At 56.7% G+C, this 14,179-nt stretch carries 9 protein-coding genes and 2 pseudogenes; 7 read left to right on the forward strand and 4 right to left on the reverse strand.

Going from position 1 to position 14,179, the window contains the following annotated elements; translation table 11 throughout:
- Positions 1-184: 184 nt before the first annotated feature.
- The 5 genes and pseudogenes from NKH67_RS18720 to NKH67_RS18740 form a co-directional block, all read left to right on the forward strand.
- Positions 185-406, forward strand: a pseudogene (locus tag NKH67_RS18720) (IS630 family transposase); the annotation flags it as partial.
- A 6-nt stretch (positions 407-412) separates the two neighbouring features.
- Positions 413-1,239: pseudogene (locus NKH67_RS18725) on the forward strand (transposase family protein); the annotation flags it as partial.
- A 430-nt stretch (positions 1,240-1,669) separates the two neighbouring features.
- Entirely contained in the window at positions 1,670-2,683 is a 1,014-nt protein-coding gene (locus NKH67_RS18730) for a sterol desaturase family protein (RefSeq protein ID WP_353031455.1), read from the forward strand.
- Positions 2,684-2,746: 63 nt separating this feature from the next.
- Entirely contained in the window at positions 2,747-3,070 is a 324-nt protein-coding gene (locus NKH67_RS18735) for a 2Fe-2S iron-sulfur cluster-binding protein (RefSeq protein WP_353031457.1), read from the forward strand.
- Between the two features lie 61 nt (positions 3,071-3,131).
- Complete coding sequence (locus NKH67_RS18740; RefSeq protein WP_353031459.1) at positions 3,132-4,355, forward strand: NAD(P)/FAD-dependent oxidoreductase; 1,224 nt, start codon at positions 3,132-3,134, stop codon at positions 4,353-4,355.
- Between the two features lie 368 nt (positions 4,356-4,723).
- On the opposite strand, the gene NKH67_RS18745 is transcribed toward NKH67_RS18740, so the two are convergent.
- On the reverse strand, positions 4,724-5,557 hold the full coding sequence (locus NKH67_RS18745; RefSeq protein ID WP_353031611.1) for an IolE/MocC family protein: 834 nt from the start codon (positions 5,555-5,557) through the stop codon (positions 4,724-4,726).
- Positions 5,558-6,568: 1,011 nt separating this feature from the next.
- Here NKH67_RS18745 and NKH67_RS18750 point away from each other — a divergent pair.
- Positions 6,569-8,218, forward strand: a complete 1,650-nt coding sequence (locus NKH67_RS18750; RefSeq protein WP_353031461.1) for an ABC transporter substrate-binding protein — start codon at positions 6,569-6,571, stop codon at positions 8,216-8,218.
- 732 nt (positions 8,219-8,950) lie between these two features.
- Positions 8,951-9,676, forward strand: coding sequence for an FkbM family methyltransferase (locus tag NKH67_RS18755; protein ID WP_353031463.1), 726 nt, complete (start codon positions 8,951-8,953; stop codon positions 9,674-9,676).
- A 412-nt stretch (positions 9,677-10,088) separates the two neighbouring features.
- On the opposite strand, the gene NKH67_RS18760 is transcribed toward NKH67_RS18755, so the two are convergent.
- Genes NKH67_RS18760 through NKH67_RS18770 form a run of 3 tightly spaced genes read right to left on the reverse strand, consistent with a single transcriptional unit; the run spans position 10,089 to position 14,175 of the window.
- Positions 10,089-10,898 (reverse strand): SDR family NAD(P)-dependent oxidoreductase, encoded by an 810-nt coding sequence (locus NKH67_RS18760; RefSeq protein WP_353031465.1) that lies wholly within the window; start codon positions 10,896-10,898, stop codon positions 10,089-10,091.
- Positions 10,899-10,909: 11 nt separating this feature from the next.
- Positions 10,910-11,692, reverse strand: coding sequence for an SDR family NAD(P)-dependent oxidoreductase (locus NKH67_RS18765; protein WP_353031467.1), 783 nt, complete (start codon positions 11,690-11,692; stop codon positions 10,910-10,912).
- Between the two features lie 35 nt (positions 11,693-11,727).
- Entirely contained in the window at positions 11,728-14,175 is a 2,448-nt protein-coding gene (locus NKH67_RS18770; protein ID WP_353031469.1) for a GcvT family protein, read from the reverse strand.
- Positions 14,176-14,179 lie beyond the last annotated feature (4 nt).

Below are 14,179 nucleotides of genomic sequence, written 5' to 3' on the forward strand. Positions count from 1 at the left end.
CGAAGGCGACAGCATGAGAAAGCAAAAAACACCGCCGCTCTTGACCGGCGCCGAAAACGGCGAAATCAATCGCAAATGAGTTCAATCAGGCAACCGAGGGCCGACCCTATCCTGCTGTCCGCGACTTAGTGAAACTGCTGTCCGCGATTTAGCGGAACGACTGTCCCGTTTTTGCGAAATACGCAAAAAAACGCTGTTCGCCCTTGAGCAGGCGCGCGCCGATATTGCCCCGCGGACGCCAACGATGGCGATCATGGCAGAATGGCCTCCGCAGTGCCTGGTCTTCATCGATGAGACCTGGATCAAGACGAGCATGGCTGCGCTGCGCGGTTCGGGACCGAAGGGCAAGCGGCTGCGCGGCCTGGCTCTGCATGGCCACTGGCGTACATTGACCTTCCTCGGCGCGGCGTGCCGGACCACAGTCTCCGACCTCCCGACCGGACCAAAGGAGTCGCGATCGACGGTGCTCTCGGACGAGGAAGAGGCGGTCATCGTCACCTTTCGGCGCTGTAGGTTGCTGACGCTCGATGACTGCCTCTATGCTTTGCGAACGACCATCCCGCATCTGACGCTCTTCCTTGCACCGTTGCCTGCAGCCACGGCATCGGCTACCTGCCGGATGTCGAAGGTGACAAGCCTTCGAAGAAGAAGTTCAAGACCTATCCGATCGGCTACCTCCATGTCGACATTGCCTAGGTGCGCAGCGAACAGGGTAAGCTCGACCGCACCTGGAAATTGGCCTTCGTCGAGTTGCACGAGAAGGCCACCACCGCCACATCAAGAGACTTCCTGTTCCGGCTGATCGCGGCCGTCCCCTATAAGATCCACACCGTGCTCAGCGACGACGGCATCCAGTTCACCACGCCCGGCGCCGGAGGATCGACCGTGCCCGCTGACCAAGAACGCGATCGCCAACAGCGAACGCTTCCGGGCCAATGCCTCCGAATACGCCTGCGCCATCGAGCACCGCACGACCAAGGCCAAGCATCGTTGACCAACGGTAAGGTCGAGCGGATGAACCGGACCATCAAGGAGCCGACCGTCAAGCGTTTCACTACGAGAGAGGCGTGACCAGCTCCGCAGGCATCCCGCCGACTTCGTCGCGGCTTACAACTTCGGCCGCAGACTCAAGACCTCAAGGACCTCACGCCCTACGAGTTCATTTGCAAGGCATGGGCCACTCAGCCCGAACGCTTCACACTCAATCCGCTCCACCAGATGCCGGGACTAAACATCTAGCGTTTGCGCCGTGCAGCTGATCTTGGGCGCGATTAGGCAAACCGCCACAGTGCGACCGATGCTCAAAGCGTGATCCACAACCATCCGCACCGCTCGGGCGCGTCCGGAGCAAGCTGTTTGTCTTGTCTTGCTTACCCTCTCAAGGGGGACTCCGGCATTCCCCGGCGCAGTTCAATACATTACGCTCAACTCTGGTTGAGTTTATTTACCTTTGAGCTGTCGGCACGCTCATCTTATATTCTCTCATAGGCCAGGAGCAAAGGGGAGCAACGGATTGAGGCGCTGAGCGCGTTTCAATCAGTCGCGTGCGGTCGGTCCTCTGCTACGGCGACGTAACGATTCCTGAAGAAGCCCTAGCGCTGGAAACATTGGGCGCTCCGCTCGGCGAGGCGACCTCGTTGGGTTTGCGAAGCATAGGTGAGTGACTCTCATGATACATGACACTACGAAGCCGGATGTCACCCTTCCCGGGAAATCGACCTGGAATTACCACCCCAACCTTCCGCTTGAGGATCAGTCGCTGTTTAACTTGAAACGCGGACCGATCCTTGGGCTGAAGGTTCTGTGGAATTCTTGGCTCCCGATATCGGATCGGTTGATCGTGGTGGGCGTGTCATTCCTGACGTGGTTCTATCTATCGCCTTCGTTGGAAACAGCGCGAAGTTTTGCTTTTGGTTGGATCGCGGGCGTTTATCTGCGCAACCTCGCGCTTATGGTTCTCGTGGCAGGAGGAATGCATCTCTACCTTTACACCTTCAAACGACAAGGTAATCACCTTCGGTATGATGCCCGTCCATTCCACAAGAAAAATGCGCTCTATAAATTCAATAGCCAGTTCTTGGACAACGTTTATTGGTCGATTGCCAGTGGAGCCACGATTTGGACGGCATATGACGTTCTGGGCCTCTGGGCATACGCCAACGGCTATGCGCCGATGCTGAGCTTTTCTGAACACCCTGTATGGTGTGTTCTTTGGTTTGTGCTTTTGCCAATATACGGCGTGTTTCACTTTTATTGGATCCACCGCTTGCTGCATTGGGGGCCGATATACGATAAGGTCCATTCTCTACATCATCGAAACGTAAATGTTGGCCCGTGGTCTGGCATGTCAATGCACCCTGTAGAGCATGTCATATATCTGAGTTCGGTTCTAATACATCTAGTCATCCCGTCTCATCCAATACACTTCATCTTCCAGCTGCAGCAGAAGGTACTTTTGGCCATCACCTCGCACGGCGGTTATGAAGCCATAACCGGCGGAGAGGATAGCGACGCTGGACTGAAGGTGGGGGACTTTTTCCATCAGCTGCACCATCGCTACTTCGAGTGTAACTACGGTGAGCCCGAAGTGCCGTGCGACAAATGGTTCGGTACGTTCCACGATGGCACGGAAGAGGCTACGGCCCGCACCCGTGCCCGTTTGAAAGCAATGCGAATAAAGTAATACACCGGGCGCATTGTGCCTGGTGCCCCAGGACGTTGGCAGTACAAGTCTAGGAAGATCGCGATGATCAAGATCACTTACGTGGAACATAATGGTCGGGAGCATGTTGTGGACGTTCCTCGTGGCGCCACGGTCATGGAAGGGGCCCGAGACAACGGCATTCCCGGTATCGAGGCAGATTGTGGCGGAGCCTGTTCCTGCGCGACCTGCCACGTCTATGTCGACCCGAGCTGGGTGGGTAAGCTCCCGCCGAAAGAGGCGATGGAAAACGATATGCTCGATTTCGCATTCGAGCCAGACCCTGTCCGCTCCCGCCTAACCTGTCAGATCAGGGTCCAAGATGCATTGGAAGGACTTGTTCTTTACATGCCCGAAAAACAGGTGTGAGTCCTCGGATGACCCGTCGAACACTTGGGCAAGTAAGACCGATCGCGCAAGGAATTTGTTCATGGCCGGCATCGTCGTCGTTGGTGCGGGTCAAGCCGGAGCGTCGCTCGCAGCCAAGGTTCGGGCCTTGGGGTACGACGGGCCGGTAACGCTTATAGGCGAAGAGCCCGCGCCGCCCTATCAACGGCCGCCGCTTTCCAAGGGCTATCTTCTTCGAGATATGGACTTGGAGCGGCTTTACCTTCGCGCACCCTCTTTCTGGAAAGAGAATGAAATCAATCTCAAATTGTCGGCACCTGTTACGTCGATCGATCGCTCGGCTAAGACACTGGTCGCGGGCGATGAGTCAATCCCCTATGAGAAGCTGGCGCTGACAATGGGCTCCCGGCCACGGCTGATACCGGCTGCATGGGGCGGCGATTTGAGGGGCGTGTATACGATTCGAACGCTCGCCGATGCCGACGCAATGGCCGCGGAATTCCAGTCCGGACGGAAGCTGCTTATTATCGGGGGCGGGTATCTCGGGCTCGAGGCCGCCGCCGTCGGGGTCAAGCTTGGGCTTGAGATTACGCTGATTGAGATGGCCCCCCGGATTCTCCAGCGCGTGGCGGCGCCGCCAACGTCCGACTATTTCCGTAGGCTGCACTGCAGCCACGGCGTTAATATCCTCGAGAATATAGGAATCGACCGTTTGACGGGCGACGCTCGCGTCTCCAGCGCAGATCTCTCCAATGGCATGAAGATTCCAGCTGACTTCGTCATAGTTGCCATTGGGGTCACGCCTACAACTAGCATTGCTGAGGAAGCCGAACTCGAGATCGAAAATGGGATCCGAACCGACGCTCAGGGCCGTACGTCTGATCCAAACATTTGGTCAGCCGGTGAATGTGCTTCCTTTCCCTATAAGGGAAGGCGCATCCGACTTGAAAGCGTAGGCAATGCGATCGATCACGCAGAACTGGTCGCCAGAAACATGCTTGGTGCGTGCGAGAGCTATGAGGCCAAACCTTGGTTCTGGTCGGATCAATATGACGTCAAGCTGCAGATAGCGGGCTTGAACGCCGGTTACGATCGGATCGTCCAACGAAACGGCGATCATGAGCGGTCACTGTCTATGTGGTACTATGGGGGAGGACGGCTCCTGGCCGTCGATGCAATAAATGAACCGCGTGCCTACATGGCCGGCAAACGGATCATAGAGGCCGGCCAGACGGTTGCACCCGAACATGTGGCCGATCTTTCGAAGGATGCCAAAGCTCTATTGTTACTTGCTGCGCGCTTTTGAGGTTCGTCCCGTGCCACAAGACGAGTTCCGAGGCTTTCTGAAGTGCGTTAAACACGCGTATCGCGCCGCCACGTCAATTGTTGTCAACCTTGCATCGACCTACGACGCGGCACCTTGCCAACTGCGTTTTAGGGCTTTCCACTCTGACTTTCGCAGCCAACGATTACTGACGGCAGGCACCCACACGCAGCATACGCCTCCGGCGAAGACTCACCGTACGGGTACCACGCAGCCGTCGCTGCCACTGTCATAGACGAAGAAATCATTCGCTTCGGCTGTCGGCGGCAGAGCACCGACGGGCTAGCCACCTGGCAAGGCCCTGAACCTCGGTCGCCACGTCGGACCTACCACACGTGCTCGGTGCGAGTTCATGTCGGCTCAGTCCAAATGTCACTTACGAGATCGCGCATCAGCAAAGCTTCGGCCCACCGGTCTGTCGAGTCATTTGCAGTTTGTGTTGTGATTGCGTAGGGACGTGGTCCAAGCTCACACGTAAAGCATAGTATGGCGTCGGACTTTGAGCGGCGGCGCCAACTAGCGAAGCCATAGCGCCACCATCGCACGAAAAGATCCACCCACATCTTGTGATGAGGGAACGAAATCTCGATTTGGACCTGTTCGCGTGATGCCACTCGGCCGTGAAATGCCCATGACGAATCCAGGATCCGCTCAATCAGACGATGATTTTCGTCGCTCACAGGCCACGCAAATTCACGACCTACAAGGAAATGCGACAGGTCCGCGAGAAGCGGAAGGTTGGGCGCGGCTTCCAATAAATCGAGGGTGTAGAATAGGTCGGTCGTGAGTCGATTGCGGTGTGTCTCGAAGTAGACCGGCAGAGCAGCGTCTTCACTTATTCTTATCCACCGCCGAATAAGATCGATTCCGTCGCCTAGCCGGCGCAGTCTTATGTCTGGTTGCGCATTGAAATGCAGTGCGCCGAGCTCACCCGCCAAGTCGATCTGCCGCTTCAAATCATCATCGGTGGCAGGTGCACCACATGCTTCGACAAACAGGCCAGTTCCACTTAGAGCCACTTGAAGCGCCTTTGTCTGCTCCTTATTCCCAACAAAAGCGCTAACACCATCGAAAGACCCGTCCGCAATCATGTGGAGGTTCTCGTCCAGCGTTCGCTCAAACCCATCAGGCTCGCGTCGTTCCATTGCCCAGAGCGATTGAAGAAACTTAAGTTGTTGCATCAGACCTCCAGTATCATTGATAGCCTCTTTTGGTAGCTTTGCGCGTCCTGTGCGGCTTCGCCCGACCGGGGCCGGGTGCAGTCTCGTGCGCGCTCGCGCTCGGCTAGAGAGCTCAGGAAAGGGCCGGGGTAATCTGAAGATATTTGCCACGTGATGCAAGGGCGGCCGCGCGTACGTCCATATCAATATCCTTATTTGCGGTATAGCGGGGAAGCGTGGCCGGGTTGTCGTCTGTAAGCTATCCGTTCCAAGGGTGGCGTACAGATCACTTTACCTTGGAAAGACAGCATCAGAACCAACTTGATCTCACAGCCTCTCAAGTCGACGCTGGGCAGGCAGTGACCGCGCTTCGGCCGTCCGGTGCTTGAGCGTTTGGTGCTTAGGATATATCGATGGTCTTGCCGTCAGGGTGGGGCCGATCCGCCAGAAGCAGCGTTCGCCGCGCTTACGATGCGAGATCGGGTGCGGCATCAACACGCCGTGGCCGCCCATCCGGTCGTTGAGGCTAAAACATTTGATAGAGGCAATGCGAGGTGCCGAGCCGAGTTGGGCCAAGCCTGTGTCGCAGCTCTCGAAATCGGTCTCACTTCCCGATCCTTTAGAGTACTCGAGGGCGCATCCGTCGCCGACGCATCACGAGCGCAAAGTCCTCGGTTTAGCTGCAAGAGACATAAACTGCCATTATATCGGTCGGTTTTTTTTCGTCTTTCAGAAGCCCGTAATCGCAGCATATGATTTCACTCTACCGCCCCGGCGACCGCCCTGAGGCAAAGCCGGCGGACCGCGCATTCGTCAGCTAACCGTCCTTCTATTTAGGAAGGCCAGATGAGTACTGCGACAGGTATGACAGCCTATGCCACCAGGGTAAGTGACTTTGAAGTGAACTCCGACGTTTATCGGCAGTTCTTGGAACCGCTGGTAAAAGTTCACTCAAGAATACAAGTTTAGATCGCGTCTTTTCGAAAGCTAGTTCGCGAAGGCGTGATATTAGCAGAGGCATAAAGGGGAAAGCACATGGGAGTTTTCACAAGCAACGGCGAGCAAGTTCCATCAACCATTAGGGCTATGGCGGGAGAGGCGCGTGCAGGTCGTATGGATCGGCGTGAATTTCTGGCTCTCGCGACTGCTTTCGGGGCATCTACCGCGGTTGCCTACGGCATGATCGGTCTTGCGGCCCCTACAAGGGCCGTGGCTGAAGAGCCGAAGAAGGGTGGAACACTGCGCGTCTCAATGAACGTCAAAGGTCAGAAGGATCCTCGGACCTACGACTGGACGGAAATGGCAAACGTAACACGCTCATGGCTCGAGCCCCTGGTCCGCTACACCCGCCAGTTCACCTTTGAGCCGGTTCTGCTCGAAAGCTGGGACGTCAATGACGATGCCACAGAATATACGCTGCATGTGCGAAAAGGCGTTACCTGGAACAACGGCGATGCCTTTACCGCCGAGGATGTGGTCGTCAACCTGAATCGCTGGTGTGAGAAAAATGTCTCGGGCAATTCCATGGCGGCACGTGTCAGTGGTTTGGTAGACACCAAAACGGGTAAGGCGAGGGAAGGTTCGATCACTAAGTTGGACGACAACACGGTCAAATTGAAGCTGTCCGCGCCCGACATTACCCTAATTGCGGGGTTCACTGATTACCCGGCGCTCGTGGTTCATCGTGACTTCGATAAAGACGGAGCTGACCCGGTCAAAAAGCCCATCGGTACCGGAGCATTCGAGCTGGTATCCTATGCGGTGGGTTCGAAAGCGGTCGTCAAGCGTCGCGCGAATGGCAAGTGGTGGGGTGGCGAAGCGCTCCTCGATAGTATCGAGTTCATCGACTACGGCGCCGATTTCAACGCCTCGTTAAACGCGTTCGATTCCGGTGAGATCGACCTCAATTTTGAGACGCCGGCGGACTTCATCGACATCTTGGACAAGATGGGCCTAGCCAAATCCGAAATAGATACAGCAACCACCTTAATTTGCCGAACGAATACGACCCACAAGCCGTACGACGACAAACGGGTGCGCAACGCGCTGCAGATGGCGGTCGACAACAACGCCGTAATGCAGCTCGGTTACAATGGCCATGGAACAGTCGGCGAGAACCACCATGTGAGCCCCATTCATCCAGAGTACTATCCGCTCCCAAAAAAGGCGCGGGATATTGCGGGTACCAAGAAGCTGATGCTGGATGCCGGACAGGCCGACTTCGAGCACGAGATAATCTCGGTCGACGACGAATGGCAGAAGAACACAGCTGACGCAATCGCTGCTCAACTGCGCGAAGCTGGTATCAAGGTTAAGCGTACCGTTATCCCGGCCTCGACCTACTGGAACGACTGGAACAAATACCCTTATTCCACAACACAATGGTACATGCGCCCGCTCGGGGTTCAGGTCCTCGCATTGGCGTACCGCACTGGCGAGGCTTGGAACGAGACGGCTTACTCCGATCCAAATTTCGACGCCAAGCTCAAAGACGCGCTGTCGCTGACAGACGTCGCCAAACGCAGGGAGATTATGAAGGACGTCGAGCAGATCCTCCAGCAGTCCGGCATCATGATCCAGCCGTTCTGGCAGAAGCTCTACTGCCACATGAACAAGAAGGTAAAGAACTACGCCATGCACCCCACCTACACAATGGAGTTCCAGAACGTCTGGCTGGACGCCTGAGCCCTTCTCCCCGGGGGCTAGCTGGGCCGGCACTTTTTTTGATTCCACAGGTGCCGGCTAATTAGCGTGTTTGCGAGGACGATGAGCTTCGCAGATAGAGGTAATGGCGGCTTTTGGGCGTTTGCCGCCTGCTCTGAGGCTTTCATATTTACCTTGAGTGGTTCGTGAAGCGGGGTGGCGACGAGGGCAGGTATGCAGATTGCGTGCCTGAGGGTTTGCCGGGCGCCCTGGGATGAAGCTCTTAGGCTTTCATTGGCCGGATTGTCGATCAACCGGTGCGAGGCCAGCGAGACTTGCAGCCCTTGTTGGCAAGGGTTGCCAACTCCGGCATGTCAGCGCCAACCCAAATGACGTTGAAACAGATCGCCGCCCACATCCGGGGCGGTCGACGCCGAATGCCGTATCCGGATCGCCAGCGAAGCTGGTCTCCGAGGCCCCTTCGACATTCTCATCAGCATTCCAGGCTCGGCAAGGCGAGCCGAAGCGAGCCAGCATAGCGGCGTCAATCCGGTCGGTCTTGGACTGCCCCTTTTGCAGGCGCGCGTGTGCTCCGGGTTCATCTTGACTGTCGCGAACTCGACAAAGTGTTGCGGCCATCCCAGCGGCTGCGCGTGCTTCTCTAAGGAGATCCGCACTGGCACGCCGATTGCTAGGATGATGAGCAAGAGCCGCCACAACAAACCGGTCGTGACGGCCCATACCACAATCGCAAGTAACATCGGAGTGCGAACTATGTTGTCCCAGTTTGAAAACCAGTCCATAAACCAAGAGGTCGCTAGGCTCAATCTGCCGAACTCTCGGATCAAGCACTTCGCTCCGGCTAGTTATGCGCTAGCCGGAGAAGACGTTATTGTCGAAGGGATCTTGGCCGCAAGACTCTGCAAGACCCAAAGACCTTGGACCAGTGTGTTCTATGTCGAAATCGGCGCTAATCACCCCATCTCTACGTCAAGTACATATCTTATGTACGAAAGAGGCGCGCGAGGTGTTCTAGTTGAACCCAATCCTGAATTGGAACCGCTGATCCGCACCGCACGCCCGGAAGACGTTCTCGTGCGATCCGTTGTCTTGCCCGCTCCGCAAGCGTCTGCCACGCTCTTCATTGGAAACGCCCATGAGCTTTCCTCGGTAGATAAGGCACATATTGAAAGTTTCGGCGACTTCGACGGTATAGGAGGTATCCGAGAACATATTGAGGTGAGCGCGATCGGTATCAATGAACTATTGACCCCTTATGCCAATAAGGTCGATTTTTTATCGATCGATTGCGAAGGACTGGACCACGATCTTGTTAAGGCGATTGACTACGAGCGCATCAGACCTGCTGTCATCCAATGCGAGTCAAGTGAGCAGTATCTAAAGGGCATCACGGCTCAGATCATTAATCTGATGGAATGCAGATCATACCGACTTGCTGCAATGACTGACATCAACGTCATCTTCGAGCGATTGACCTAATGCAGCGGCCCAAAACGAATGCTGTCATGGAACATACATTTGATTCAAGGGCTGCGAGCATCTTCCAAACACGTCGCCTCGCTTCGAACACAGACAGCAACATGTGAGACGAGAGCAGGCCGCGTAAGCCAATGGATTGGGTCCTTGCACCCACGGAAACACCTCTCACCAGACATCGTTGGTGACTGACTTAATGCATGTCGCCTAAAAGTGCGCAGCGGTTTTGGGAAAACGGCATGCATAGAAACAAAGACTTAAAGCGCGTCGCCTGAATTCGTTTCAGCGCGACGCGCTTTAGATCCGAAGTTGCCCGACCGTGAAGGCTCTGTGACCGAGTCGGACACTGGGGTTCCGACCTCCCGGCAATATCCGAGGCGCGTCAGCCTGATCGAGGATTGTTTCGCACATCGGGCTATGCGACGCAGTTCAACCCTCCATCCACGTAGATTTCCGACCCGGTGATGTAGGCCGAATCGTCGCTTGCCAGGAACAGAGCCGTGTGCGCGATGTCCCAGGCGGTGCCGGTTCGTTTCATGGGGACGCGTGCAGCCCGTGCCTTGGCCAGAGCGTCAAAGTCAATCTCCGCCTCGGATTTCCCGCTAGTCTGGATGGTTGCGTCCCTCGCCATTGGCGTGTCGATGATTCCCGGGAGAATTGAGTTCGCGCGAATACCCTTATCGGCATAGGTCGCCGCAAGGTTCCGAGTGAATGATACAACGGCTCCCTTTGAGGTGTTGTACGCGATGTAGGGCGAGCCGAGATTGCGGAAGCCCGAAATTGAGGAGATATTGATGATCGAGCCCGATCCTTGCTTAAGCATCTGGGGCAAGGCATGCTTACAGGGCAAGAAAAATGCCTTCGTATTAATATTGAGTATTCGATCCCAGTCCTCGACGCTAGTACTTTCTGGACTCCCCGCTTTGAGAATGCCGACATTATTGTGTAGCACGTCCAAGCTGGCGAACGCGTCGACGCACGCTGCTACCATGGCTTTGACCGACTGTTCGTCGGTTACGTTTCCTATGAAGATTTCCGCGTATCCACCCTCACCCCGAATTATGTCCGCAGTCTGCTGCACAGCGTCCTTGTTCAGGTCCGCCACTAGAACCTTGGCGCCTTCGCGAGCGAAGAGCACGGCGGCAGCCTTCCCGTTCCCCCAGCCAGGGCCCATGGATCCTGCGCCGGTGACAAGTACTGCCTTACCATCAAGACGACCAGCCATATGTGTTCTCCTTAAACGCTGTGAAGGAAGTGGCTCATGCCGCCGTCAACAAATAGCAGCTGCCCGTTTACGTAGGACGAGGCGTTGGACAGAAGGAACACGGTTGGGCCGCCCAGCTCCGACGGGTCACCCCAACGCGCGGAGGGCGTGCGTACCTTGATCTTGTTCGCAAATGTCTCGTCCGCCAGCCTTTCCTTGTTGATTTCGGTTACGAAATATCCGGGAGCAATCGCGTTGACGCGTATACCGAAGGCTCCCAGTTCAGCTGATGCGGCCCTGGTGAATCCTACGATCGCGCCTTTCGCCGACGTGTAGTTGCAAATTCCGGCCCGCGGGCTGGAGAATGCGATTGACGAGATGTTTATGATGCGACCTCGGTCTGGGGTATCTACCTTCCGCATTTCAGCGGCTGCCGCCTGTGTCAGCAAGAACGGTGCAACCATGTGGACGGCCATCATCCGCTCGTAAGTATCGACGGTTTCGTCCCAGATGGCGTTGTGCAGCAGCATGCCTGCGTTGTTTACGAGGCCCCAGATGCTGCCGTGGCGCTGGATGATCGTCGGGATCGCTGTTGTGACAGCGTCACGATCGGCCATTTCGAAGGCCAAGTAATCGGCTTTGAGGCCCCTCGCCTCCAGTTCTTCCTTTCGCGCTTTCCCGGCAGCTTCGCTGCGCCCGTGGAGCACCACCATTGCACCAGCCTCTGCAGCAGCTTGGGCGGAGGCCCAGCCGAGGCCGCGCGTTGACCCCGTGATGAGCACGACTTTTCCGTCAAGTGAGAATTGGTTGTTCACAGAACGATACTCCAAGTTTCTGAATTTCTTAGGTCTTAGGCGCGCATGCGCTCTGATTTCGGATCATAGAATGGCATAAGGCTGGCCTTCGCCGGTTCAGCGCGCCCGTTGACCTGGATTGCGAATTTGCCCTTGGCGATAAATTCGGCTGTGACGGCCTCCTCGGCGTTCACATAGCCCATGCCGATTGCAGCCCCCAGGTGGTGCGCATAATTTCCGGACGTCAGATATCCGACGGGTTTGCCGTCCATGAGGATCGGCTCGTTATGAAAAAGTAGCGGCTCGGATTTCTCCAGGAGGAAGCAAACCATTCGCTTCTTACTGATCCCAGCGCCTTTCTGGTGGACGAATGCGTCGCGGCCAATGAAGGGCTGGTTCTTGTTCGGCTTGGCTGTGAAGGCCAACCCGGCATCGACCAGATTGTCCTCGTAGACGATGTCATGGCCCCAGTGGCGGAAGCCCTTCTCCATGCGCAACGCGTCCACCGCGTGCATGCCGGCAGGTCGTAGGCCGAAGCTTTTCCCAGCGACTAGGAGCGCGTCGAGGAAGGTCAATGCATCCTGAACAGGAATGTAGATCTCCCAGCCGAGCTCGCCGACATAGGAAATCCGCTGAGCCCAAAGCCGCACGCCAGCGGCGGTCATCCAGCGGCCGGTGCCGAATCCGAAATGCTCGTTGGAAAGGTCTTCATCGGTCATCGATTGGAAGACAGCGCGGGCATTCGGACCCTGGACCGCGATCACGCCGAAATCATCGGTGATATCCGTGATTTCGACGTTTTCCTCGGTTGCGACATGGGTCATCAGCCAGGACCAGTCTTTCACATGGCTGCCGCAGGGAGTGGCGATCATGAATTCGTCCTGTCCCATTTTCACCACGGTGAGATCGGCCTCGATCCCACCGCGTTCGTTCAACCATTGGGTATAGACGAGCTTGCCAACCGGCACTGCGACGTCAGCACAGCAGAGCCGCTGCAGGAGCGTCTCAGCGTCGCTGCCTGTTACTTTGAACTTGGCGAGCGAAGTCAGATCGTAGAAGCCGACGTTCTCGCGAACGTTGTTGTGCTCCTCTGCCGCATAGGGGAACCAGTTCTGGCGGCTGTAGCTATATTCATATTCTGCCTTGACGCCCTTCGGCGCGTACCAATTCGGGCGCTCCCAGCCTGCGACCTCACCATGCACCGCGCCCAGCTCAACGAGACGGTCGTGGAATGGCGATTTGCGGATGCCTCGGCTGGAGCGATACTGATAGTAAGGCCAGTGCATTGCATAGGAACGCTCGAGCGCCTCGGCGACGCGGTTTTCCAGATATGTCTCGTCGCCTTGGAAGGGCATCGCGCGGCGGCAATCGCTTTCCCAGACGTCCATCGGTGGATAACCAAGGTCGATCCATTCGGCCATCACCATGCCAATGCCGCCCGCGCCGCCGATGCCGCGGCTGTTGAAACCGCACGCGACAAAGAAGTTCTTCAGAAGCGGCGCTTCGCCCATCAGGTGCTGATTGTCGGTGGTGAAGCTCTCCGGGCCGTTGAAGAAGGTCGAGATGCCGATCTTTTCCAGCACCGGATGCCTGCCCATGGCCCTCTCGAGATACTTCTCGAAGTGGTCGAGCTCATATGGCAGGTGGCCGAAGCTGAAATCGGCCGGCAGCTTCGACATTGGAAGCGGGTTCGCATTGTCCTCGAAAAAACCGATCAGAAGCTTGCCAGCGTCTTCCTTGAAATAAACGCCGTGGTCGAGATCGCGCATAATGGGTAGCTTGCTCGGTAATCCGGGAATCGGCTCGGAAACGACGTAGTAGTGCTCGCAGGCGAACAGTGGCAGCACCACTCCGACCTGCTTGGCCAGGTCGCGTGACCACATACCGCCCGTCAGAACCACCTTCCTGGCGCGGACAGTGCCCTGGCTGGTTTCAACACCAGTTACCTTGTCGCCGTCGGTCAGGATCTTTGTGACGGTGACGCCCTCACGGACCGCCGCGCCTTTCATGCGTGCGCCCCTAACCAGTGCCATGGTGACGTCGATGGGATTGGTCTGGCCGTCCTTCGGCAAATGGAGCCCGCCGGCCAGGTCGCTGGTGTCGATGCCCGGATAAAGTTCTCCAAGCGTTTTTGGCCCGACCACTTCGACCTCAACACCAAACACCCGTGCCATCTCGGCGGTGCGCGTCAATTCCTCAAGCCGGGCCGTGTTCTGCGCAAGCGAGATCGAGCCGTTGCGCTTATACCCGGTCGCCTGCCCAGTTTCCGCTTCGAGCTCCTGGTAGAGGCGGTGCGAATAGGCGCCGAGCTGGGTCATGTTCTTCGTGGGCCAAAGCGTGCCGACCAGACCAGCCGCATGCCAGGTCGTGCCGCATGTTAGCCGGTCGCGCTCCAAAAGGAGAACATCGGACACGCCGCGCTTGGCCAAGTGATACGCGATCGACGCACCGCCAATGCCGCCGCCGATGACGACTACCTGTACTTCTTCCGGAAGAGTGGACATCTTA

Source organism: Mesorhizobium sp. M0968 (genome assembly GCF_040319065.1).
GTDB lineage: Bacteria > Pseudomonadota > Alphaproteobacteria > Rhizobiales > Rhizobiaceae > Mesorhizobium.

Excerpts from the sequence above, each read along its gene's own strand:
- NKH67_RS18730 (WP_353031455.1), top strand. The coding sequence starts at position 1,670 with ATGATACATGACACTACGAAGCCGGATGTCACCCTTCCCGGGAAATCG.
- NKH67_RS18735 (WP_353031457.1), top strand. The coding sequence starts at position 2,747 with ATGATCAAGATCACTTACGTGGAACATAATGGTCGGGAGCATGTTGTG.
- NKH67_RS18740 (WP_353031459.1), top strand. The coding sequence starts at position 3,132 with ATGGCCGGCATCGTCGTCGTTGGTGCGGGTCAAGCCGGAGCGTCGCTC.
- NKH67_RS18750 (WP_353031461.1), top strand. The coding sequence starts at position 6,569 with ATGGGAGTTTTCACAAGCAACGGCGAGCAAGTTCCATCAACCATTAGG.
- NKH67_RS18755 (WP_353031463.1), top strand. The coding sequence starts at position 8,951 with ATGTTGTCCCAGTTTGAAAACCAGTCCATAAACCAAGAGGTCGCTAGG.
- NKH67_RS18760 (WP_353031465.1), bottom strand. The coding sequence starts at position 10,898 with ATGGCTGGTCGTCTTGATGGTAAGGCAGTACTTGTCACCGGCGCAGGA.
- NKH67_RS18770 (WP_353031469.1), bottom strand. The coding sequence starts at position 14,175 with ATGTCCACTCTTCCGGAAGAAGTACAGGTAGTCGTCATCGGCGGCGGC.